Here is a 19540-nt window from a genome sequence, read left to right on the forward strand (position 1 = left end):
CCTGACCGGCCGGTAGCCTCGCTTTCCCTGGCCGGCCGGCCCGCGGTCGCGCCGCGGACCGGGCCGGTGGGAGGCGCTCGGACCGGTCAGACCACGAGGGGGCGCTCGGTCGGCAGGATCGGCGCCGGCAGCGTGGTCGACCCGGTGAGGAACTCGTCGACGGCCGCGGCGGCGGCCCGGCCCTCGGCGATCGCCCAGACGATCAGGCTCTGGCCGCGCCCGGCGTCGCCGGCCACGAAGACCCCGGGCACCGACGACTGGTAGGAGGAGTCGCGGGCCACGTTGCCGCGCTCGTCGAGGTCGACGCCCAGCTGCTCGACCAGGCCGGGCTTCTCCGGTCCGAGGAAGCCCATCGCGAACAGCACCAGCTCGGCCGGGATCTCCCGCTCGGTGCCCTCGAGCTCGACCAGCCTACCGTCCTCGAACCGGACGTCGACCAGCCGCAGCGCCCGCACGTTGCCGTGCTCGTCACCGAGGAACTCCTTGGTCGAGACGCCGTAGACCCGGTCGCCGGCCTCCTCGTGCGCCGAGGAGACCCGGAACGTCATCGGGTACGTCGGCCACGGCTGCCCGGCCGGCCGCGTCTGCGGGGGCTCGGGCATGATCTCCAGCTGGGTGATCGACGCGGCGCCGTGGCGGGTCGAGGTGCCGAGGCAGTCGGCGCCGGTGTCGCCGCCGCCGATGATGACGACGTTCTTGCCGGTGGCCATGATCTGGCCCTCGACCTCCTCGCCCAGCGCGGCCCGGTTGGCCTGCGGCAGGAACTCCATCGCCTGGTGGATGCCACCCAGCTCGCGGCCGGGGATCGGCAGGTCGCGGGGCTCGGTGGCGCCCATCGCGAGCACCACGGCATCGTAGCGGTCGCGGAGGCTCTCGCCCGTCAGGTCGCTGCCGACGTCGACGCCGGCCCGGAAGACCGTGCCCTCGCGACGCATCTGCTCCAGCCGCCGGTCGAGGTGCTTCTTCTCCATCTTGAACTCGGGGATGCCGTAGCGCAGCAGTCCGCCGACCTTGTCGGCCCGCTCGTAGACGGCGACGGTGTGCCCCGCCCGGGTGAGCTGCTGGGCGGCGGCCAGGCCGGCGGGGCCGGAGCCGACGACGGCCACGGTGCGGCCCGAGAGCCACTCCGGGGGCTGGGGCCGCACGAAGCCGGACTCCCAGGCCTTGTCGATGATCGAGACCTCGACGTTCTTGATGGTGACCGGGTCCTGGTTGATGCCCAGCACGCAGGCGGTCTCGCAGGGCGCCGGGCAGAGGCGACCGGTGAACTCCGGGAAGTTGTTGGTCGCGTGGAGGCGCTCGATGGCGCCCTCCCAGTCGTCGCGCCAGACCAGGTCGTTCCACTCCGGGATGATGTTGCCCAGTGGGCATCCCTGGTGGCAGAACGGGATGCCGCAGTCCATGCAGCGACCGGCCTGGGTGGTGATGATCGGCAGCAGGGCCCGCCCGACGCTGCCGGGGTAGACCTCGTTCCAGTCCTGGACCCGCTCCTCGACGGGGCGGCGGGCGGCGACCTCGCGGCCGTCCTTGAGGAAGCCCTTGGGGTCAGCCATCAGGCACCTCCCTCCATGGTCGTGGTGTCAGGGGCGGTGCGGGCCGTCGTGGGCCGCACCGGGGGGTGACGGTCAGCCATGGAGGGCCGCCATCATCGCTTCCGCGGTCTGGTTCTCGTCCAGCCCGTCGGCCTCGGCCTTCGCCTTGGCCTCCAGCACCTTGCGGTAGTCGGTGGGCATGACCTCGGTGAACCGGGTCAGCGACGCCGGCCAGTCGGCCAGCAGCGCCTCGGCGACCTCCGAGCCGGTCTCCTCGAGGTGGGTGCGCACCAGCTGCTCCAGCTCCGCCGCCGCCTCGCCCTCGACCGGGCCGAGCTCGACCAGCTCGCGGTTGACCCGCGCCTCGTCGAGGTCGAGCACCCAGGCGACGCCGCCGGACATGCCGGCCGCGAAGTTGCGCCCGGTCGGGCCCAGCACGACCACCCGGCCGCCGGTCATGTACTCGCAGGCGTGGTCGCCCACGCCCTCGTTGACCAGCCACGCGCCGGAGTTGCGGACCGCGAACCGCTCCCCCACCCCGCCGCGCAGGAACACCTGCCCCGACGTGGCGCCGTAGGCGATGGTGTTGCCGGCGATGATCTGCTCGTCGGCGGCGAACGTCGCGGTCCGGTCGGGCCGGATCACGATCCGCCCGCCCGAGAGCCCCTTGCCGACGTAGTCGTTGGCGTCGCCCTCGAGCCGCAGGGTCACGCCCCTCGGCACGAACGCGCCGAACGACTGGCCCGCCGAGCCCACGAACGTGATGTCGATGGTGCCGTCGGGAAGCCCGGCGCCGCCGTACTTCTTGGTCACCTCGTGGCCGAGGATGGTGCCGACGGTGCGGTTGACGTTGCGGATCCGGACCTGGGCCCGCACCGGCTCGCCGCGCTCGATCGCGGGCTGGGCCAGCGGCACCAGCTCGGTCAGGTCGAGCGACCGCTCCAGGCCGTGGTCCTGCGCCTTGGTGCAGCGCGGGTCCTGGTCGGGGAACGCGCTGGTGTCGGGCGCGTGCAGGATCGGCGACAGGTCGAGGCCGGCGGCCTTCCAGTGGTCGACCGCGGGGGTGACGTCGAGCGCGCCCACCTGGCCGATCGCCTCGTCGAGGCTGCGGAAGCCGAGCTCGGCGAGGATCTCGCGCACCTCCTCGGCGATGTACTCGAAGAAGGTCACGACGTACTCGGCCTTGCCCGAGAACCGCTCGCGCAGCACCGGGTTCTGGGTGGCCACGCCCACCGGGCAGGTGTCGAGGTGGCAGACCCGCATCATGATGCAGCCCGAGACCACCAGCGGCGCGGTCGCGAAGCCGTACTCCTCGGCGCCCAGCAGGGCGGCGACGACGACGTCGCGGCCGGTCTTCAGCTGACCGTCGGTCTGCACGACGATCCGGTCGCGCAGGCCGTTGAGCAGCAGGGTCTGCTGGGTCTCGGCGAGGCCCAGCTCCCACGGGCCGCCCGCGTGCTTGAGCGAGGTCAGCGGCGAGGCGCCGGTGCCGCCGTCGTGCCCGGAGATCAGCACGACGTCGGCGTGCGCCTTCGAGACGCCGGCCGCGACCGTGCCGACGCCGACCTCGGCGACCAGCTTCACGTGCACCCGGGCCTGCGGGTTGGCGTTCTTGAGGTCGTGGATCAGCTGGGCGAGGTCCTCGATCGAGTAGATGTCGTGGTGCGGCGGCGGGCTGATCAGGCCGACGCCCGGCGTGGAGTGCCGCGTCCTCGCCACCCACGGGTAGACCTTGTGGCCGGGCAGCTGGCCGCCCTCACCGGGCTTGGCCCCCTGGGCCATCTTGATCTGGATGTCGTCGGAGTTGGTGAGGTACTCCGCCGTCACGCCGAACCGGCCGCTGGCGACCTGCTTGATCGAGCTGCGCCGCTCGGGGTCGTAGAGACGCTCGGGGTCCTCGCCGCCCTCGCCGGTGTTGGACTTGCCGCCGAGGCGGTTCATCGCGATGGCGAGCGTCTCGTGGGCCTCCTGCGAGATCGACCCGTAGGACATCGCGCCGGTCGAGAACCTCTTGACGATCTCGGACGCCGGCTCGACCTCCTCGATCGGCACCGGGGCGCGGCCGAGCTCGCCGGCGTCGCGGAAGCGGAACAGCCCGCGCAGCGTCATCAGGCGGCTGGCCTGCTCGTCGACGCGCCGGGTGTACTGCTTGAAGATGTCGTAGCGACCCGACCGGGTGGAGTGCTGGAGCCGGAACACCGTCTCGGGGTCGAACAGGTGCGGCTCGCCCTCGCGACGCCACTGGTACTCGCCGCCGGTCTGGAGCTCGCGGTGGGCCGGCAGGATGCCGCCGCGCGGGTACGCCGTGGCGTGCCGTCGAGCGACCTCCTCGGCGATCACGTCGAGCTCGATGCCGCCGAGCTTGGAGGTGGTGCCGGTGAAGTACTTGTCGACCACCGCCTGGGAGAGGCCGACCGCCTCGAAGATCTGCGCACCGGTGTAGGAGGCCACCGTGGAGACGCCCATCTTCGACATCACCTTGAGCACGCCCTTGCCGAGCGCCTTGACCAGGTTGCGGACCGCCTGCTCGGGCTCGACCTTGACGTAGTGGCCCTCGCGGGCGAGGTCCTCGACCGACTCCATGGCGAGGTAGGGGTTGACCGCCGCGGCGCCGTAGCCGACCAGCAGGGCGACGTGGTGCACCTCGCGGACGTCGCCGGCCTCGACCAGCAGCCCGACCTGGGTGCGGGTCTTCTCCCGGACCAGGTGGTGGTGGACCGCACCGGTGAGCAGCAGCGACGGGATCGGCGCCAGCTCGGCGGTGGAGTGCCGGTCGGAGAGCACGATGATCCGGGCGCCGCCGGCGATCGCCTGGCTGACCTCGGCGCAGATCTCGTCGATCCGCGCCGCCATCGCGGCCCCGCCGCCCTCGACCTCGTAGAGGCCGCGGGCCACGTGGCTGATGAACCCGGGTGCGTCGCCGTCGCGGTTGATGTGGCGGATCTTGGCCAAGTCGTCGTTGGAGATGACCGGGAACGGCAGCACCACCTGGCGGCACGACGCGGGCGCCGGCTCGAGCAGGTTGGCCTCGGGGCCGATGGTGCCGTTGAGGGAGGTGACCAGCTCCTCGCGGATCGCGTCGAGCGGCGGGTTGGTCACCTGGGCGAACAGCTGCGCGAAGTAGTCGAACAGCAGCCGCGGCTTCTGGCTGAGCGCCGCGATGGGGGTGTCGGTGCCCATCGAGCCGATCGGCTCCGCGGAGGTGTTGGCCATCGGGGTGAGGAGCACGCGCAGCTCCTCCTCGGTGTAGCCGAACACCTGCTGGCGCCGGGTCACCGAGGCGTGGGTGTGCACGATGTGCTCGCGGTCGGGGATGTCCTTGAGGTGGATCAGCCCGGCGTGCAGCCACTCGCCGTAGGGGTGCTCGGCGGCGAGCTCGCCCTTGATCTCCTCGTCCTCGATGATCCGGTGCTCGTCGGTGTCGACGAGGAACATCCGGCCCGGCTGCAGCCGGCCCTTGCGGACCACGGTGGCCGGGTCGAGGTCGAGGACGCCGACCTCGGAGGCGAGGACCACGAGGCCGTCGTCGGTGACCCAGTAGCGCGACGGGCGCAGGCCGTTGCGGTCGAGGACCGCGCCGATCTGGGTGCCGTCGGTGAACACCACGCACGCGGGGCCGTCCCAGGGCTCCATCATCGCGGAGTGGAAGGCGTAGAAGTCGCGCCGCGCCTGGTCCATCTCGGCGTGGTTCTCCCACGCCTCCGGGATCATCATCAGCACGGCGTGGGGCAGCGACCGGCCGCCCATGTGCAGCAGCTCGAGCACCTCGTCGAACGACGCCGAGTCGGACGCGCCCGGCGTGCAGATCGGGTACAGCCGGTCGAGGTCGCCGGGGATCAGGTCGCTGGCGAGCAGCGCCTCGCGGGCCCGCATCCAGTTGCGGTTGCCCATCACGGTGTTGATCTCGCCGTTGTGGGCGATGAACCGGAACGGGTGCGAGAGCGGCCAGCTCGGGAAGGTGTTGGTCGAGAACCGGGAGTGCACGACGGCCAGCGCCGAGGCAACCCGCTCGTCGGTGAGGTCGGGGAAGAAGCTGTCGAGCTGGTCGGTCGTCAGCATCCCCTTGTAGGCCAGGGTGCGCGAGGACAGCGACGGGAAGTAGACCTCGGTCTCGCGCTCGGCCCGCTTGCGCAGGCAGAACGCCATCCGCTCCAGGGCCATGCCGGTGAGCCGCTGCGCGGCGCCGGCGACGAAGAGCTGGCTGAACGTCGGCATCACGCCGAGCGCGGTCTGGCCGAGCACGTCGGGGTTGATCGGGACCTCGCGCCAGCCGAGGACGCTGAGGCCCTCCTCGGCGGCGATCTCCTCGATCCGGCGGCGGGTCTTGGCGACCGCCTCCTCGTCACCGGGCAGGAACGCCGTGCCCACGGCGTAGGAGTGGGCCGCCGGCAGCTCGAAGCCGGCCTCGGGGGTCACCGCGCGCAGGAACGCGTCGGGGACCTGCATCAGGATCCCGGCGCCGTCGCCGGAGTTGGGCTCGGCGCCCGCGGCACCCCGGTGGTCCAGGTTGCGTAGGGCGGTGAGCGCCTTGGCCACGATGTCGTGGCTGGCCTCTCCCGTCAGGGTCGCCACGAACGCGACGCCGCAGGCGTCGTGCTCCTGGCTGGGGTCGTAGAGCCCTTGGGGCGGCGGGAACGCGTGCGAGTAGGGCACCGGGTTCTCCCGTCGTCGTCTGTGCCCGGGTCCGCGGGTGTGGACACCCCGGACCGCGCGGCAGTCTGGTGTTGCATGGAAGGCGCAGGGGACGACATTGGCCCGCGCCGGTTCAGGTTACCACCGTGTGACAGCGGTGGTCGCCTCGTTTCAGGGTGCGGTGGGCCGGTCCGGGGGTGGTGCGGCAGCCTCGGTGGCCTCGGAGGCCTCGGTGGCCTCGGTGGCCTCGGTGGTCTCGTCACGTGCGGCGCCGGCGTCCCCCGCCGGCGGCTCGTCGGCGGCGCGGTCCTCCTCGGGCCCCGGCCCGCGGCCGGGCAGGTAGACGTCCGGCTCGCGCCCCGGTCGCCGTCGGCTGCTGACGACGACGTACGCCGCTGCCAGGACGAAGAGCACGATCGAGGTCCACACGTTGAACCGGAGGCCGCCCACGTCGTCGAGCTCCACGGCGTCGATGCGCAGCATCTCGTTCCAGCCGCGCCCGAGGGTGTAGAGCATCACGTAGACCGCGACCACCCGGCCGTGCCCCAGGCGGAACCGGCGCTCCAGCCAGATCAGCACCGCGAACGCCGCGAGGTTCCACAGGCACTCGTAGAGGAACGTCGGGTGGAACGTGGTGCCCTCGGCGAAGGTCTGGCCCGGCGGGTAGTGCGAGGGGTCGATCTCCAGGCCCCACGGCAGGTCGGTGGGCTTGCCGTAGAGCTCCTGGTTGAACCAGTTTCCCCAGCGGCCGATGGCCTGCGCCACCAGCACGGTCGGGGCCATCGTGTCGAGCATCGGCCAGATCCGGATGCCCTTGAGGCGGGCGCCGACCAGCACGCCCACCGCGCCCATCGCGATCGCGCCCCACACACCGAGGCCGCCGCGCCAGAGGTAGAGGGCCTCCCAGGCGTTGCCGCCGGCGCCGAAGTAGCGTTCGTGGTCGGTGAGCACGTGGTAGAGCCGGCCACCGACGAGGCCGAACGGCACCGCCCAGATCGCGAGGTCCTGCACGTCGCCCGGCCGGCCACCACGGGCCACCCAGCGGCGCTCGGAGATCCAGACCGCCACCACGATGCCGAGGATGATCGCGAACGCGTAGCCGCGCAGCGGCAGCGGACCGAGGTGCCACACGCTCTCGGCGGGGCTGGGGATGGACCAGGCGGACCAGGTGGGCATGACTCAGCTCTCCTGCAGCAGGGCGTGGATGTCGGCAGCGAGCTGGGCCGACGAGGTGGCCTGGCTCCAGTAGATCGGTGCCTCCCCGGCGGTGTCGACACCGGTGACCTGGGTGGTGTGGGTGGTGGAGTCGTAGCCACCGCTGGGCAGCTTCTCGCCCATCCCGACCGCGACCGACGTCGCGACCGCCTCGATGTCGTCGAGATCGCCGGTCAGCCCGACGAACGACGGGTCGAAGCGGTCGAGCCAGCGCCGCACGGTCTCGGCGTCGTCGCGCGGCGGATCGGTGGTCACGAACACGACCTCCACCTGCTCGCGGTCGGCGTCGTCGAGGCGCTGCAGGGCGGTGGCCATCGTGCCCATCACGGTCTGGCAGATGTCCGGGCAGCGCGTGTAGCCGAAGAAGACCAGCGTCAGCCGCGCGTCGGTGTCGTCGACCAGCGAGAACGGCTCGCCGTCGGTGTCGGTCAGCGCGGTGGGGTCGACCTCGAACGGCGGGTCGACGACCTGCCCGACCAGCCGGGTGGGGTCGTCCTCGCCTCCGCAGGCCGCCAGGCCGGTCACCAGCAGTCCGGTCAGCAGGGCGGCGCCGGCGCGGCGCGCCCAGGCACGGCGCCCGCGGCTAGGCACGCCGGACGCCCGCGGCCAGGTCCTCGGTGAGGCGGCGCAGCGCGGCCAGCCCGGCCGCCCGGTCACCGGCGTGGTCGTGCAGGGTGCGCACGAACGCCGAGCCGACGATCACGCCGTCGGCGTACGACGCCACCTCGGCGGCCTGGTCGCCGGTGCTCACGCCCAGCCCGACGCCGACCGGAAGGTCGGTGGCCCGGCGGGTGCGCTCGACGAGCGGCCCGGCGAGGTCGCTGGTGGCGTCGCGGGCGCCGGTCACGCCCATCACGGCGGTGGCGTAGACGAACCCGCGGCAGGCGGCGGTGGTCAGCGCGATCCGCTCGTCGGTCGACGACGGCGCGACCAGGAAGATCTTGTCGAGGTCGCGGGCGTCGGCCGCCGCGACCCACTCGGGCGCGAAGTCGGGGGTGAGGTCGGGCGTGATCAGCCCCGCGCCCCCGGCGTCGGCGAGGTCCTGGGCGAACCGGTCGACGCCGTAGCGCTCGACGGGGTTCCAGTAGGTCATCACCACGGTCGGCGTGCCGGTGGCGGCGACGGCCTCGACGGTGCGCAGGACGTCGGTGGTGCGCACGCCCTGCTCGAGGGCCTGCTGCGCGGCGGCCTGGATGGTGGGGCCGTCCATCACCGGGTCGCTGTAGGGCAGGCCGACCTCGATGACGTCGCAGCCGGCGTCGACCATCGCGCGCAGCGCCTCGATGCCGCCGTCGACGTCGGGGAACCCGGCCGGCAGGTAGCCGACCAGCGCCGCCCGGCCGTCGGCCCGGGCCTTCTCGAAGGCGATGGCGACGCTCACGAGCCGGCCTCCGGCCCGTCGGGGCGGCCGAGGCCGAACCACTCCAGCGCGGTGCCCATGTCCTTGTCCCCCCGGCCCGACAGGTTGACCAGCAGGGTCTCGCCCTGCCGCTCCCGGGCCACCCGCAGGGTGCCGGCCACCGCGTGCGCCGACTCGATGGCCGGGATGATCCCCTCGGTGCGGGCCAGCAGGGCCATCGCCTCCATCGCCTCGGCGTCGGTCACCGGCAGGTACGACGCCCGCCCGCTCGCGGCGAGGTGGGCGTGCTGGGGGCCGACGCCGGGGTAGTCGAGCCCGGCCGAGATCGAGTGCGACTCGACCGTCTGCCCGTCCTCGTCCTGCAGCACGAACGTGCGGGCGCCGTGCAGCACACCAGCGGCGCCGGCGCTGATGGTGGCCGCGTGGCGGCCGGTCTCGACGCCGTCGCCGCCTGCCTCGAAGCCGTAGATCGCGACCTCGGGGTCGCCGAGGAAGCCGGCGAACAGGCCGATCGCGTTGGAGCCGCCGCCCACGCAGGCCGCGATCGCGTCGGGCAGCCGGCCGGTCAGCTCGAGGCACTGGCGGCGCGCCTCGTCGCCGATGCCGCGCACGAACGAGAGCACCAGGCTCGGGAACGGGTGCGGCCCGGCCGCGGTGCCGAACAGGTAGGCGGTGTGGTCGACCGAGGCCACCCAGTCGCGCAGCGCCTCGTTGATGGCGTCCTTGAGCGTGCGCGAGCCGCTGGTCACCGGCACCACCTCGGCGCCCAGCAGCTGCATCCGGGCGACGTTGAGCGCCTGCCGCTCGGTGTCGACCTCGCCCATGTAGACGGTGCACTCGAGCCCGAGGTACGCCGCCGCGGTCGCGGAGGCGACGCCGTGCTGGCCGGCACCGGTCTCGGCGATCACCCGCTTCTTGCCCATCCGCTTGGTCAGCAGGGCCTGGCCCAGCACGTTGCGGATCTTGTGGGCACCGGTGTGGTTGAGGTCCTCGCGCTTGAGGAGGATCCGGGCTCCGGCGTGGTCGGAGAGGCGGTGGGCCTCGTAGAGCATGCTCGGGACGCCGGCGTAGTTCTGCAGCAGCTGGTCGAACTCGTGGCCGAAGGTCGGGTCGACCAGCGCCTTCTGCCAGGCGGTGTCGAGCTCGTCGAGGGCGGCGATCAGCGCCTCGGGCATGAACCGGCCGCCCCAGCCCGGGGTGGTGGCGCCGGCGGGTCCGCCGAACCAGCCCTGCGCGTCCGCGTCGTAGGTGGTCATGTCGTCACCCCTTCCTGGGTGGTGGTGAGCCCGCTGAGGGCGCGCACGGCGCCGGTCGGGTCGCCGTCCTTGACGAGGGCCTCGCCGACCAGCACGGCCCGGGCCCCCTCGTCGACGAAGCGCTGCACGTCGGCGGCGCCGGTGATGCCCGACTCGGCGACCTTGACCCGGTCGTCGGGCAGCAGCGGGGCGAGCCGGCCGAAGGTCGCGTCGTCGACGGCCAGCGTCCTGAGGTTGCGGGCGTTGACCCCGACGAGCTCGGCGCCGAGCGCGACGGCCCGCTCGGTCTCCGCCTCGTCGTGCACCTCGACCAGCACGGTCAGCCCGAGCTCGCCCGCGGTGTCGTGGAGGCGGCGCAGGCTGTCGTCGTCGAGGGCGGCCACGATCAGCAGCGCGAGGTCGGCGCCGGCGGCCCGGGCCTCGACGAGCTGGTAGTCGGTGACGATGAAGTCCTTGCGCAGCAGCGGCGTGTCGACCGCGGCGCGCACCGCGCGCAGGTCGGCCAGGCTGCCGCCGAAGCGGCGCTGCTCGGTGAGCACGCTGATCGCGGCCGCGCCGCCGTCGGCGTAGGCCCTGGCCAGGGCGGCGGGGTCGGGAATGTCGGCGAGATCGCCCTTGCTGGGGCTGCGCCGCTTGACCTCGGCGATCACGCTCGACCCGGGCGCCCGCAGCGCCGGCATCGGGTCGCGCGGCGGGTCGACGTCGGCCAGCGCGGCCCGGACGTCGGCGAGCGGAACCGCGGCCTCGCGCTCGGCGAGGTCGGCCCGCACGCCGGCGACGATGTCGTCGAGCACGGACATGACGGTTCCTCCGGTGGATCGTGGGGTGGTCCCAGTCTCTCACCCGCGGTCGGGGCGCCCGCGGGCGGTGGCGGGTGGTGGACGAGGTTCACCGCCCGGGCTGCTGGGTAGGGTCCGCAGCACCCGCCCGCCGACCGGCCGGCCCGACGAGAGGGACCCCGTGAGCTACAACGAACCGCCCCCGCCGCCCGACTACGGCCAGCAGCCCCCGGGCTACGGCTCCGAGCCGCCGACCTACGGCTCCCAGCCCCCGGGATACGGCCAGCAGCCGCCGGCGCCGCCCGGCGGCGGCGGCAACAACCAGAAGGCGGTCATCTCGCTGGTGCTGGGCATCATCTCGGTGCTCTGCTGCGGCTTCTTCACCGGCATCCCGGCGGTGATCCTCGCCCAGATGGCGAAGACCGAGATCGCCCAGAACCGTCAGGAGGGCAGCGGCCTGGCCACGGCCGGCTTCGTGCTCGGCATCATCGGCAGCATCCTCGGCGTGATCCAGGTGATCCTGGCCCTCAACGGCGTCACCTTCTACGGCGACATCTGAGGCCGACGAGCCCGCGGACGGCGACCCCCGCCGGGGTCAGGGCGCGAGCCAGGCCCCGGCGGCGAGGTTGCGCAGCACGGTGAAGGCCAGCACCACCGCGACCGCCCCGACCGCGAGCGGGACCCGGAGCGCGGGTGGCACCCGGCGCCGCCGTCCGTGCCAGCGGTCGAGGAACCACAGCCCCAGCCCGGCGACCGCGAACGGCAGCAGCACCACGAGCAGCAGGTTGCTCGATGCCGCGTCGAGCACCCGCCCGTGGGTCAGGTCGTTGACGGCGCGCAGGCCGCCGCAGCCCGGGCACGACAGCCCGAGCGCCGCCGAGGGGCACAGCCCCCACGAGCCCTGCTCGTGCGGGTCGCGCAGGTGGAGCGCGACCGTCGCCAGGGCCAGGCCGCCGATCGTGAGCGCCGGCCCGCGCACCCGGTCCCACCGCGCCCGCGGCCCCGGCGGGGCCGTGGCGGGGGCCGGGGCGGCGGGCGGCACGAGCGTCACGACGGTCGGCTAGTGGGAGCCGTGCAGGCCCATCCTGGCCATCACGGCGAAGACCAGGGCGGCGCCCGCCGTGATGGCGGCGCCGATCGCGAAGACGACCCAGCTGACCGGCTCGAGCATGAGTCCGACGCCGGCGACCGTGAAGCCGAGGAGCGCCACCACGACGGCCGCCCAGGCAGCCGGGGTGTTGCCGTGGTTGTCGTCGGCCATGCGGGACTCCTCCTGCGGGTGGGGCGTGCGGTCGGCCCCAGTCTAGGACCCGGACCTTGCGCCGCCGGCACCGGTCGGGACGCCGCTCGGCAGCCGCGGGGCAGCCGCTGGGCAGCCGCAGGGCAGCCGGTCAGGCGGTGGGGTCGTGCCCCTCGTCGATGGCCTTCCACAGGTCGAGGCTGGACCGGTCACCCGCCTCGGCGGCGTCGTCCGCCACCGGGGCGCCGGTGCCAGCGGACGAGGTGCCCGCGGACGAGGTGCCCGCGGCGCCCGCGGTCGGGGCGTCGTAGCGGGTGCCCATCTCGGGCCAGCCCGGGGCGTCGCGCAGCGCCAGCGCCGCAGCCGCGGCGGACACCAGGGCCCCCAGCCCGCACAGCCACGGCCAGGCGGTGCGCGCGACCTCCGGGTCGTCGACGCCGCCGGCCGCGAGCGCGTCGCGCACGTCGTCGGGCACGCTGCCCAGGCCGGCGACCGTGACCACGACGACGCCGACGGCCGCGACCACCGCCAGCAGCGCGACCGCTCGGCGGGCCCGGGCCCGGGTCACGAGCAGCACCCCCCAGCAGGCGAGCGCCACCAGTGCCAGCGCTCCGGCCGCCGGAGCCTCGGTGACGCCCGCCGAGCCGGCCAGTGCCGCCGAGGCGACCGCGTCGGTGCGGTCGTCGCCACCGGCGGCCTCCGCCCAGGCGCGGTGCCCGGCGACGGCGGCGAGGCCGGAGCCGGCCAGGCCGGCGCCCACCGCGGGCGCGAAGGTGCGACGTCGCCGGTCGGCGGGGTCAGCCATCGGCCAGCAGCACGTCGGCGTCGAAGCAGGTGCGGTCGCCGGTGTGGCAGGCGGCCCCCTCCTGGTCGACCAGCACCAGCAGGGTGTCGCCGTCGCAGTCGAGCCGGACCCCGCGCACGTGCTGCACGTGACCCGACGTGTCGCCCTTGACCCAGTACTCCTGCCGCGAGCGGCTCCAGTACGTCGCCCGGCCGGTCGTCAGCGTGCGGTGCAGGGCCTCGTCGTCCATCCAGCCCAGCATCAGCACCTCCCGGCTGTCGTGCTGCTGCACCACCGCGGCGACCAGCCCGTCCGGGGTGCGCTTGAGTCGGTCGGCGATCGCGGGGTCCAGGGGGCTCACCCGGTCCATCATCCTCCTGCCCCGATCACGACGACTGCGCGACCCACGAGGCGTGCAGGCCGGCGTAGACGCTGCCGGCCTCGCCGACCAGCACCGCGTGCGGGCCGCGCTGCACGACGCGGCCGTGGTCGACGACCACCACCTCGTCGGCCGACTCGGCGGTGGAGAGCCGGTGGGCGATGGTCACCGAGGTGCGCCCCGACATCAGCCGCTCCAGGGCCCGGCCGATCCGCATCTCCAGCGCGGGGTCGACCGCCGAGGTCGCCTCGTCGAGCACCAGCAGGTCGGGGTCGGCGAGGTGGGCGCGCAGCAGCGCGACCAGCTGCCGCTCCCCCGCCGACAGCGACTCGCCGCGCTGCCCGACCATGGTCTCGAGCCCGGCGGGAAGACCGGCCAGCCAGTCGCCGAGCCCGAGCTCGTCGGCGCTGGCGCGGATCTGGTCGTCGGTGGCGTCGAGCAGGCCGTAGCGCACGTTGGCGGCGATGGTGTCGTCGAAGAGGAAGCCCTCCTGCGGCACCAGCACCACGCTGCGGCGCAGCGACGCCTGCGCGATGTCGCGGACGTCGATGCCGTCGAGGAGCACCGCGCCCTCGGAGGGGTCCATCAGCCGGGTCAGCAGCTTGGCGATCGTCGACTTGCCCGAGCCGGTCTCGCCGACGACCGCCACCCGCCGGCCGGCCGCGATCTCGAGGTCGATGTCGCGCAGGACCGGCGGCCCGCCGGGGTATGCGAAGCCGACGCCGGCGAGCCGGATGTCGACCGGCCCGCGAGGCAGCACCCGGCCCTCCGGCCCGGGGTCGACCAAGTCGGCCGGGGTCTCCAGGATGCCGATCACGCGGCGCCAGCCGGCGATGGCGTTCTGGGCGTCGGTGAGGATCTGGGTGCCCATCTGCACCGGACCCACGAAGAGGGTGACGATGTAGGCGAAGGCCAGCACCGTGCCGGCGGAGATGTCGTCGCCGAAGCCGAGCCAGATGCCGACGATCAGCACGCCGGCGTTGGCCAGGCCCGCGGATACGCCGCCGAGGGAGAACGAGAACGCCGTGAAGCCCTGGGCCCGGGTGCTGGCGGACTGGTGGGCGGCGACCGCCTCGTCGATGCGGGCCTGGGTGCGCGACTCCACGGCGTACGACTTGACCACCGCGGCCCCGACGACCGGCTCGGAGACCGCCGAGAGCATCAGGCCGACCTGGCGGCGGACGGTGGCGTAGGCGGCGGAGAGCTTGCGCTGGAAGTAGCGCAGCGAGAGGAACAGCGGCGCGAAGCAGAGCCAGACCACCAGGGCCAGCTGCCAGCTGTAGACGACCATCACCACGGTCGCCACCAGCACCTGCCCGACACTGACCACGAAGAGCAGGCCGCCGAAGACGAGGAACTGGCTGACCTGGTCGACGTCGCTGGTCACCCGGGAGACCAGGGCGCCGCGGCGCTCGGTGTTCTGGGTGAGCAGCGGCAGGTCGTGGACGTGGCGGAACGCCTTGGTGCGCAACGTGGCCAAGCCGCGCTCCGACGCGGTGAAGAGCCGTGCGGTCATCAGGTAGGACGCCACGCTGGTGAGCACGATCGCCGCGGCGGCGACCAGCGCGGCCGCGAGCGTGAACGACGTGTCGGGGCCGCCGGGCGCGTTGAGCCCGCGGTCGAGGGTCTGCTGCACCGCGATCGGCACCACGACCTGGCCCAGCGAGGCCAGCACGGCAAGCACCAGGGTGAGGCCGATGCCCTCCTTGAGCTCGGGCGAGAACCGGACGCCGCGGCGGATCGTGTCGATCGCCTTGAAGTCCTCGCCGCTGTCGAGGACGGTCCCGGAGGTGGCGGGGGTGGCGGAGGTGGTCGTGCTCATGCCTGCACCTCCGCCGAGACCGGCGCGGTGCCGTCGTGCTGCTGCTCGTAGGCGTTGACCAGGTGGGCGTAGGCGGGATCGGTAACGAGCAGCTCGGCGTGGGTGCCGCGGCTCACGATCCGACCGCCTGAGAGGTGGAGCACCTCGTCGGCCAGCCCGATGGTGGCCTTGCGGTAGGCGACGACGACCAGCGTGGCGTCGTGGCCGCCCTCGCGCAGCCCGGCCAGGATCCGCGCCTCCACCTCGGGGTCGACCGCGGAGGTCGCGTCGTCGAGCACGAGCAGCCGGGGTCGTCGTACGAGCGCGCGGGCCAGCGAGATCCGCTGCCGCTGACCGCCGGAGAGCGACGTGCCGCGCTCGCCGAGGCGGGCGTCGAGCCCGGCCGGCAACGCGGCGACGAACCCGTCGGCCTGCGCGGTGCGCAGCGCCGCCCAGACCTCCTCGTCGGAGACGTCGAGGCCGAGGGTGACGTTGCCGCGCACGGTGTCGTCGAAGAGGAACGCCGTCTGCGGCACCACCGCGACCGCGCGCGGGAGCTCCCCGTGGGCGAGGTCGCGCAGGTCGGTGCCGTCGAGCAGGATCCGGCCGTCGTCGGGGTCGACGAGGCGGGTGAGCAGCGAGACCAGGGTGGTCTTGCCCGACGCGGTCGCGCCGACCAGGGCCACCGTGCGACCGGGCGGCACCTCGAAGGCGACGTCGCGCAGCAGCGGCTGGTCGGGGTCGTGGGCGTAGGCGACCCCCTCGACCCGCAGGGCGGCCCCACCGCGGCCGGAGGCGACCCGACCGGCGCCGTAGGGCATCTCGCCGCGGGCCTCGAGCACCGAGGTGACCCGGCGGAAGCCGACCACGCTGCGCGGGAGCTCGCCGAGCAGCCAGCCGATCGAGCGGATCGGGAACGACACGACGGTCAGCAGGTAGGAGACCGTCACGACGTCGCCGGCGTCGCTGGCGCCGCCCAGCACCCGGCTCACCCCGACGGCGAGGACCACGAGCACGCCGAGGTTGGGCAGCGCGGCCAGGGTGGGGTCGAAGGCGGCGCGGATCCGGCCGGCGCGGATGTTGACGTCGCGCAGCTCCTCGGCCTTGGCGGCGAAGCGACGGGTCTCCTCGCCCTCGCGGCCCAGCGTCTTGACGACCATGGCGCCGTCGAAGGACTCGTGCGCGATCTCGCTGAGCTCGGCGCGCAGCTGCTGGGCCCGGGTCATCAGCGGCGAGGAGTAGTGCTGGTAGGCCAGGTTGGCGAGGATCACGACCGGGAAGACGAGGAGGCCCACGAGCGCGAGCACCACGTCGGCCAGGAACATCTGCCCGACGGCGATCGCCATCATCGCCACGGTGCCGACCGCCATCGGCAACGGCGCGATCGGCCCCCAGGCGGCCTCGACGTCGGAGTTGGCGTTGGAGAGCAGCTGCCCGGTGGGGTGGCGCTGGTGCCACTCCATCGGCAGCGCGAGGTACTGCCGGGTGACGGCCCGCCGGGTGTGCGCCTGCATGCGGTACTGCATCACCCCCGCCCCGAGCCGCCGGGCGACGATCCCCACCGCGCGCAGGATGGCCACGCCGAGGAAGAGCGCGAGCACCGCGACGAGCATCCCCGACCCGATCTCACCGTCCTCGAACGCCGGCAGCACGACGTTGTCGGTGGACCAGCCGAGCACCCAGGCGTCGGCGACGGTGAGCGCGCCGAACAGCACGCTGCCGAGGGTGGAGAGGGTGAAGATCCACGGCTCGCGCCGGATCGACACCCCCAGGACCGCGAAGCCCTGCCGGGTCGTCGACCCGCTCAGCCCACGCTTCCGCCCCCAGGGCCCTGACCGCTGCGTCACCCGCTCTTGCACCTCATCCGTCGTCTCCCGCGCAACCGCGCGCGGACCCGAGGCTATTCCCGGGCGCCGACGGGCGGTGAGGCGGTGCGGGTCGGAATCCCAGGTCGACCGGCGGTTCCCGGCGTTGTCGGGCGTTGCAATGACCCACAACATCGAGAGCTGCCCGACAAGTGCGACCGGCCGCCTCAGCGCACCGGACCCTCAGCGCACCGGGTGGCCGGCGTCGACGAGCGCGTCCTTGACGTCGGCGATCCGCAGGGTGCCGAAGTGGAACACGGTGGCCGCGAGGACGGCGTCGGCGCCGGCCGCCACGGCGGGGGCGAAGTGCTCCACCGCCCCCGCACCGCCGGAGGCGATGACCGGCACGGTCACCTCGCGGCGCACCGCCTCGATCAGCTCGAGGTCGAAACCGTCCTGGGTCCCGTCGGCGTCCATCGCGTTGAGCAGGATCTCCCCCGCCCCGAGCTCGGCGGCCCGCACCGCCCACGCGACCGCGTCCAGGCCGGCCGAGCGGCGGCCGCCGTGGGTGGTGACCTCGAAGCCGGAGTCGGTGCTGCCGTCCTGCACCCGCCGGGCGTCGACCGACAGCACCAGCACCTGGTTGCCGAACCGGCCGGCGATCTCGGCCACCAAGTCCGGGCGGCGGATCGCCGCGGTGTTGACCGCGACCTTGTCGGCCCCGGCGCGCAGCAGCCGGTCGACGTCCTCGACCGACGAGACCCCTCCCCCGACGGTGAGCGGGATGAAGACCTCCTCGGCGGTGCGCGAGACGATCTCCATCGTGGTCGCGCGGCCCTCGTGGGAGGCGGAGATGTCGAGGAACGTGAGCTCGTCCGCGCCCTCGGCGTCGTAGATCCGGGCCAGCTCGACCGGGTCGCCGGCGTCGCGCAGCTGCTGGAAGTTGATCCCCTTGACCACCCGTCCCCCGTCGACGTCGAGGCACGGGATCACCCGGACCGCGAGGCTCACGAGCCGGTGCCCCGGGTGAGCGCCAGGGCGTCCTCGAGGCTGAACCGGCCCTCGTAGAGCGCGGTGCCGGCGATGGCACCCTCGACGCCGTCGGGGACGAGCCCCATCAGCGCCCGGATGTCGTCGAGCGTGGTCACGCCACCCGACGCCACGACCGGGCGGTCGGTGGCGGCACAGACGTCGCGCAGCAGGTCGAGGTTGGGGCCCTGGAGCATGCCGTCCTTGTTGACGTCGGTGACGACGTAGCGGGCGCAGCCCTCCGAGTCGAGCCGGGCCAGCACCTCGTAGAGGTCGCCGCCCTCGCGGGTCCAACCGCGCGCGGCGAGGGTCCGGCCGCGCACATCCAAGCCGACCGCCACCCGGTCGCCGTACGTCGCGATCGCGCGGGCGCACCACTCCGGCTGCTCGAGGGCGGCGGTGCCGATGTTGACCCGGCGGCAGCCGGTGGCCATCGCGGCCTCCAACGACTCGTCGTCGCGGATGCCGCCGCTCATCTCGACCTGGATGTCGAGCGCGCCGACGATCCGGGCCTGCAGCTCGCGGTTGTGCCCGCGGCCGAAGGCGGCGTCGAGGTCGACGAGGTGGATCCACTCCGCGCCGGCCTCCTGCCAGCGCAGCGCGGCCTCGACGGGGTCGCCGAACCGCTTCTCGGAGCCGGCGACGCCCTGCACCAGCTGGACGGCCTGGCCGTCGGCGATGTCGACGGCGGGGAGGAGCTCGAGGTGGTCGCTCATGGGTTTCCTGTCTAGGTACGGCGGAACAGCAGGGTGTGCAGCACGGGGGCGGCCAGCGGCGTGACCGCCAGGACGAGCAGGCGCAGGCCGAGCTCGTCGCTGGTGAACCAGACGAGCGCGTTGACCACGACCAGCACCACCAGGGTGGTGAGCAGCTGGCGGCGCCGGCGCCGAGCCAGCACGCCGGTCTGTCGCGAGTGGCGCGCGGGGAGCCAGCCGACCAGCCGCTGCTGCCAGCGCCGACGGCGGCGGCGCCGCTCCTCGCTCCGGGCGCGCGCGGCCGCGGCCTCGGCGGCGGCCCGCTCGCGCTCGGCCCGCCGCAGCGCCCGCTCCTTGCTCACGCCCCGCCCGTCGGCAGGGTGGCCACCCAGTTGGCGAACAGCCGGGCGCCGGCGTCGCCGGACTTCTCGGGGTGGAACTGGGTGGCCCACAGGGGGCCGTTCTCGACGGCGGCGACGAACCGGTCGCCGCCGTGCTCGGCCCAGGTCACCAGCGGCGCCCGGGTGCGGTCGTTGGTGACCAGCTGCCAGTCGCGCACGGCGTAGGAGTGGACGAAGTAGAACCGCTCGTCCTCGACGCCTGCGAACAGGGCGCTGCCCTCGGGGGCCGCCACGGTGTTCCAGCCCATGTGGGGCACGACGGGCGCCTGCAGCCGCTCGACGACGCCGGGCCACTCGTCGCAGCCCTCGCTCTCGACGCCGTGCTCGATGCCGCGGGCGAACAGCACCTGCATGCCGACGCAGATGCCGAGTACCGGTCGGCCCCCGGCGAGCCGGCGGCCGATGATCCGGTCGCCCTTGACCTCGCGCAGCCCGGCCATGCAGGCCGCGAACGCCCCGACGCCGGGCACCAGCAGCCCGTCGGCGGCGAGGCACTCGTCGAGGTCGGAGGTGAGCGAGACGCTGGCGCCGGTGCGCTCGACGGCGCGCACCGCCGAGCGCAGGTTGCCCGAGCCGTAGTCGAGGACGGCCACCCTCGGCGCCGCCGCGGACGCGTCAGCCACGGGTCGGTG

At 73.9% G+C, this 19540-nt stretch carries 18 protein-coding genes; 1 reads left to right on the forward strand and 17 read right to left on the reverse strand.

What is annotated here, in order from left to right; translation table 11 throughout:
- Positions 1 to 86 precede the first annotated feature (86 nt).
- The 7 genes from JT721_RS17730 to trpC form a co-directional block, all read right to left on the reverse strand.
- Complete coding sequence (locus JT721_RS17730; protein WP_205474591.1) at positions 87 to 1553, reverse strand: glutamate synthase subunit beta; 1467 nt, start codon at positions 1551 to 1553, stop codon at positions 87 to 89.
- A gap of 72 nt (positions 1554 to 1625) precedes the next feature.
- On the reverse strand, positions 1626 to 6185 hold the full coding sequence (gene gltB, locus JT721_RS17735) for a glutamate synthase large subunit (RefSeq protein ID WP_205474592.1): 4560 nt from the start codon (positions 6183 to 6185) through the stop codon (positions 1626 to 1628).
- A gap of 150 nt (positions 6186 to 6335) precedes the next feature.
- The gene (gene lgt, locus JT721_RS17740; RefSeq protein ID WP_205474593.1) at positions 6336 to 7340 is read right to left on the reverse strand and encodes a prolipoprotein diacylglyceryl transferase; all 1005 of its coding nucleotides are present in this window, start codon (positions 7338 to 7340) and stop codon (positions 6336 to 6338) included.
- 3 nt (positions 7341 to 7343) lie between these two features.
- The gene (locus JT721_RS17745; RefSeq protein ID WP_205474594.1) at positions 7344 to 7970 is read right to left on the reverse strand and encodes an SCO family protein; all 627 of its coding nucleotides are present in this window, start codon (positions 7968 to 7970) and stop codon (positions 7344 to 7346) included.
- On the reverse strand, positions 7963 to 8760 hold the full coding sequence (gene trpA, locus JT721_RS17750) for a tryptophan synthase subunit alpha (RefSeq protein ID WP_205474595.1): 798 nt from the start codon (positions 8758 to 8760) through the stop codon (positions 7963 to 7965). Before trpA ends, JT721_RS17745 begins: the two co-directional genes overlap by 8 nt.
- Positions 8757 to 9995 carry a tryptophan synthase subunit beta gene (trpB, locus tag JT721_RS17755; protein ID WP_205474596.1) on the reverse strand — a complete coding sequence of 413 codons (1239 nt, stop codon included), beginning with the start codon at positions 9993 to 9995 and terminating at the stop codon, positions 8757 to 8759. The genes trpA and trpB overlap by 4 nt, the downstream gene beginning before the upstream one ends.
- Complete coding sequence (gene trpC / locus JT721_RS17760) at positions 9992 to 10795, reverse strand: indole-3-glycerol phosphate synthase TrpC (protein ID WP_205474597.1); 804 nt, start codon at positions 10793 to 10795, stop codon at positions 9992 to 9994. Before trpC ends, trpB begins: the two co-directional genes overlap by 4 nt.
- A gap of 160 nt (positions 10796 to 10955) precedes the next feature.
- On the opposite strand from trpC, the gene JT721_RS17765 reads away from it, so the two are divergent.
- Entirely contained in the window at positions 10956 to 11333 is a 378-nt protein-coding gene (locus tag JT721_RS17765; protein WP_205474598.1) for a DUF4190 domain-containing protein, read from the forward strand.
- A gap of 36 nt (positions 11334 to 11369) precedes the next feature.
- On the opposite strand, the gene JT721_RS21860 is transcribed toward JT721_RS17765, so the two are convergent.
- From JT721_RS21860 to hisH, 10 genes are all read right to left on the reverse strand, one after another.
- Entirely contained in the window at positions 11370 to 11825 is a 456-nt protein-coding gene (locus JT721_RS21860) for a DUF2752 domain-containing protein (RefSeq protein ID WP_205474599.1), read from the reverse strand.
- Between the two features lie 9 nt (positions 11826 to 11834).
- Positions 11835 to 12035, reverse strand: a complete 201-nt coding sequence (locus JT721_RS17775; protein ID WP_205474600.1) for an HGxxPAAW family protein — start codon at positions 12033 to 12035, stop codon at positions 11835 to 11837.
- Between the two features lie 130 nt (positions 12036 to 12165).
- Entirely contained in the window at positions 12166 to 12819 is a 654-nt protein-coding gene (locus tag JT721_RS17780) for a Trp biosynthesis-associated membrane protein (RefSeq protein ID WP_205474601.1), read from the reverse strand.
- Positions 12812 to 13168, reverse strand: coding sequence for a phosphoribosyl-AMP cyclohydrolase (gene hisI / locus JT721_RS17785; protein ID WP_240340999.1), 357 nt, complete (start codon positions 13166 to 13168; stop codon positions 12812 to 12814). The genes JT721_RS17780 and hisI overlap by 8 nt, the downstream gene beginning before the upstream one ends.
- 16 nt (positions 13169 to 13184) lie before the next feature.
- Positions 13185 to 14999, reverse strand: coding sequence for an ABC transporter ATP-binding protein (locus JT721_RS17790; protein ID WP_205474603.1), 1815 nt, complete (start codon positions 14997 to 14999; stop codon positions 13185 to 13187).
- Positions 14996 to 16744, reverse strand: coding sequence for an ABC transporter ATP-binding protein (locus JT721_RS17795; RefSeq protein ID WP_307828124.1), 1749 nt, complete (start codon positions 16742 to 16744; stop codon positions 14996 to 14998). Before JT721_RS17795 ends, JT721_RS17790 begins: the two co-directional genes overlap by 4 nt.
- 282 nt (positions 16745 to 17026) lie before the next feature.
- Positions 17027 to 17794 (reverse strand): imidazole glycerol phosphate synthase subunit HisF, encoded by a 768-nt coding sequence (gene hisF / locus JT721_RS17800; RefSeq protein WP_205474604.1) that lies wholly within the window; start codon positions 17792 to 17794, stop codon positions 17027 to 17029.
- On the reverse strand, positions 17791 to 18528 hold the full coding sequence (gene priA / locus JT721_RS17805; RefSeq protein ID WP_205474605.1) for a bifunctional 1-(5-phosphoribosyl)-5-((5-phosphoribosylamino)methylideneamino)imidazole-4-carboxamide isomerase/phosphoribosylanthranilate isomerase PriA: 738 nt from the start codon (positions 18526 to 18528) through the stop codon (positions 17791 to 17793). The genes hisF and priA overlap by 4 nt, the downstream gene beginning before the upstream one ends.
- An 11-nt stretch (positions 18529 to 18539) precedes the next feature.
- Complete coding sequence (locus JT721_RS17810) at positions 18540 to 18869, reverse strand: hypothetical protein (protein WP_205474606.1); 330 nt, start codon at positions 18867 to 18869, stop codon at positions 18540 to 18542.
- Positions 18866 to 19531 (reverse strand): imidazole glycerol phosphate synthase subunit HisH, encoded by a 666-nt coding sequence (hisH, locus tag JT721_RS17815; RefSeq protein ID WP_307828125.1) that lies wholly within the window; start codon positions 19529 to 19531, stop codon positions 18866 to 18868. The genes JT721_RS17810 and hisH overlap by 4 nt, the downstream gene beginning before the upstream one ends.
- Positions 19532 to 19540 lie beyond the last annotated feature (9 nt).

Origin of the sequence: Nocardioides sp. SYSU D00038 (assembly GCF_016924665.1) — a bacterium.
Taxonomy (GTDB): Bacteria; Actinomycetota; Actinomycetes; order Propionibacteriales; family Nocardioidaceae; genus Nocardioides.

Bases quoted from the DNA above. Each gene is read 5' to 3' on its own strand.
- JT721_RS17730 (WP_205474591.1), bottom strand. From the start codon at position 1,553: ATGGCTGACCCCAAGGGCTTCCTCAAGGACGGCCGCGAGGTCGCCGCC.
- lgt (WP_205474593.1), bottom strand. From the start codon at position 7,340: ATGCCCACCTGGTCCGCCTGGTCCATCCCCAGCCCCGCCGAGAGCGTG.
- trpB (WP_205474596.1), bottom strand. From the start codon at position 9,995: ATGACCACCTACGACGCGGACGCGCAGGGCTGGTTCGGCGGACCCGCC.
- trpC (WP_205474597.1), bottom strand. From the start codon at position 10,795: ATGTCCGTGCTCGACGACATCGTCGCCGGCGTGCGGGCCGACCTCGCC.
- JT721_RS17775 (WP_205474600.1), bottom strand. From the start codon at position 12,035: ATGGCCGACGACAACCACGGCAACACCCCGGCTGCCTGGGCGGCCGTC.
- JT721_RS17780 (WP_205474601.1), bottom strand. From the start codon at position 12,819: ATGGCTGACCCCGCCGACCGGCGACGTCGCACCTTCGCGCCCGCGGTG.
- hisI (WP_240340999.1), bottom strand. From the start codon at position 13,168: ATGGACCGGGTGAGCCCCCTGGACCCCGCGATCGCCGACCGACTCAAG.
- JT721_RS17790 (WP_205474603.1), bottom strand. From the start codon at position 14,999: ATGAGCACGACCACCTCCGCCACCCCCGCCACCTCCGGGACCGTCCTC.
- priA (WP_205474605.1), bottom strand. From the start codon at position 18,528: ATGAGCGACCACCTCGAGCTCCTCCCCGCCGTCGACATCGCCGACGGC.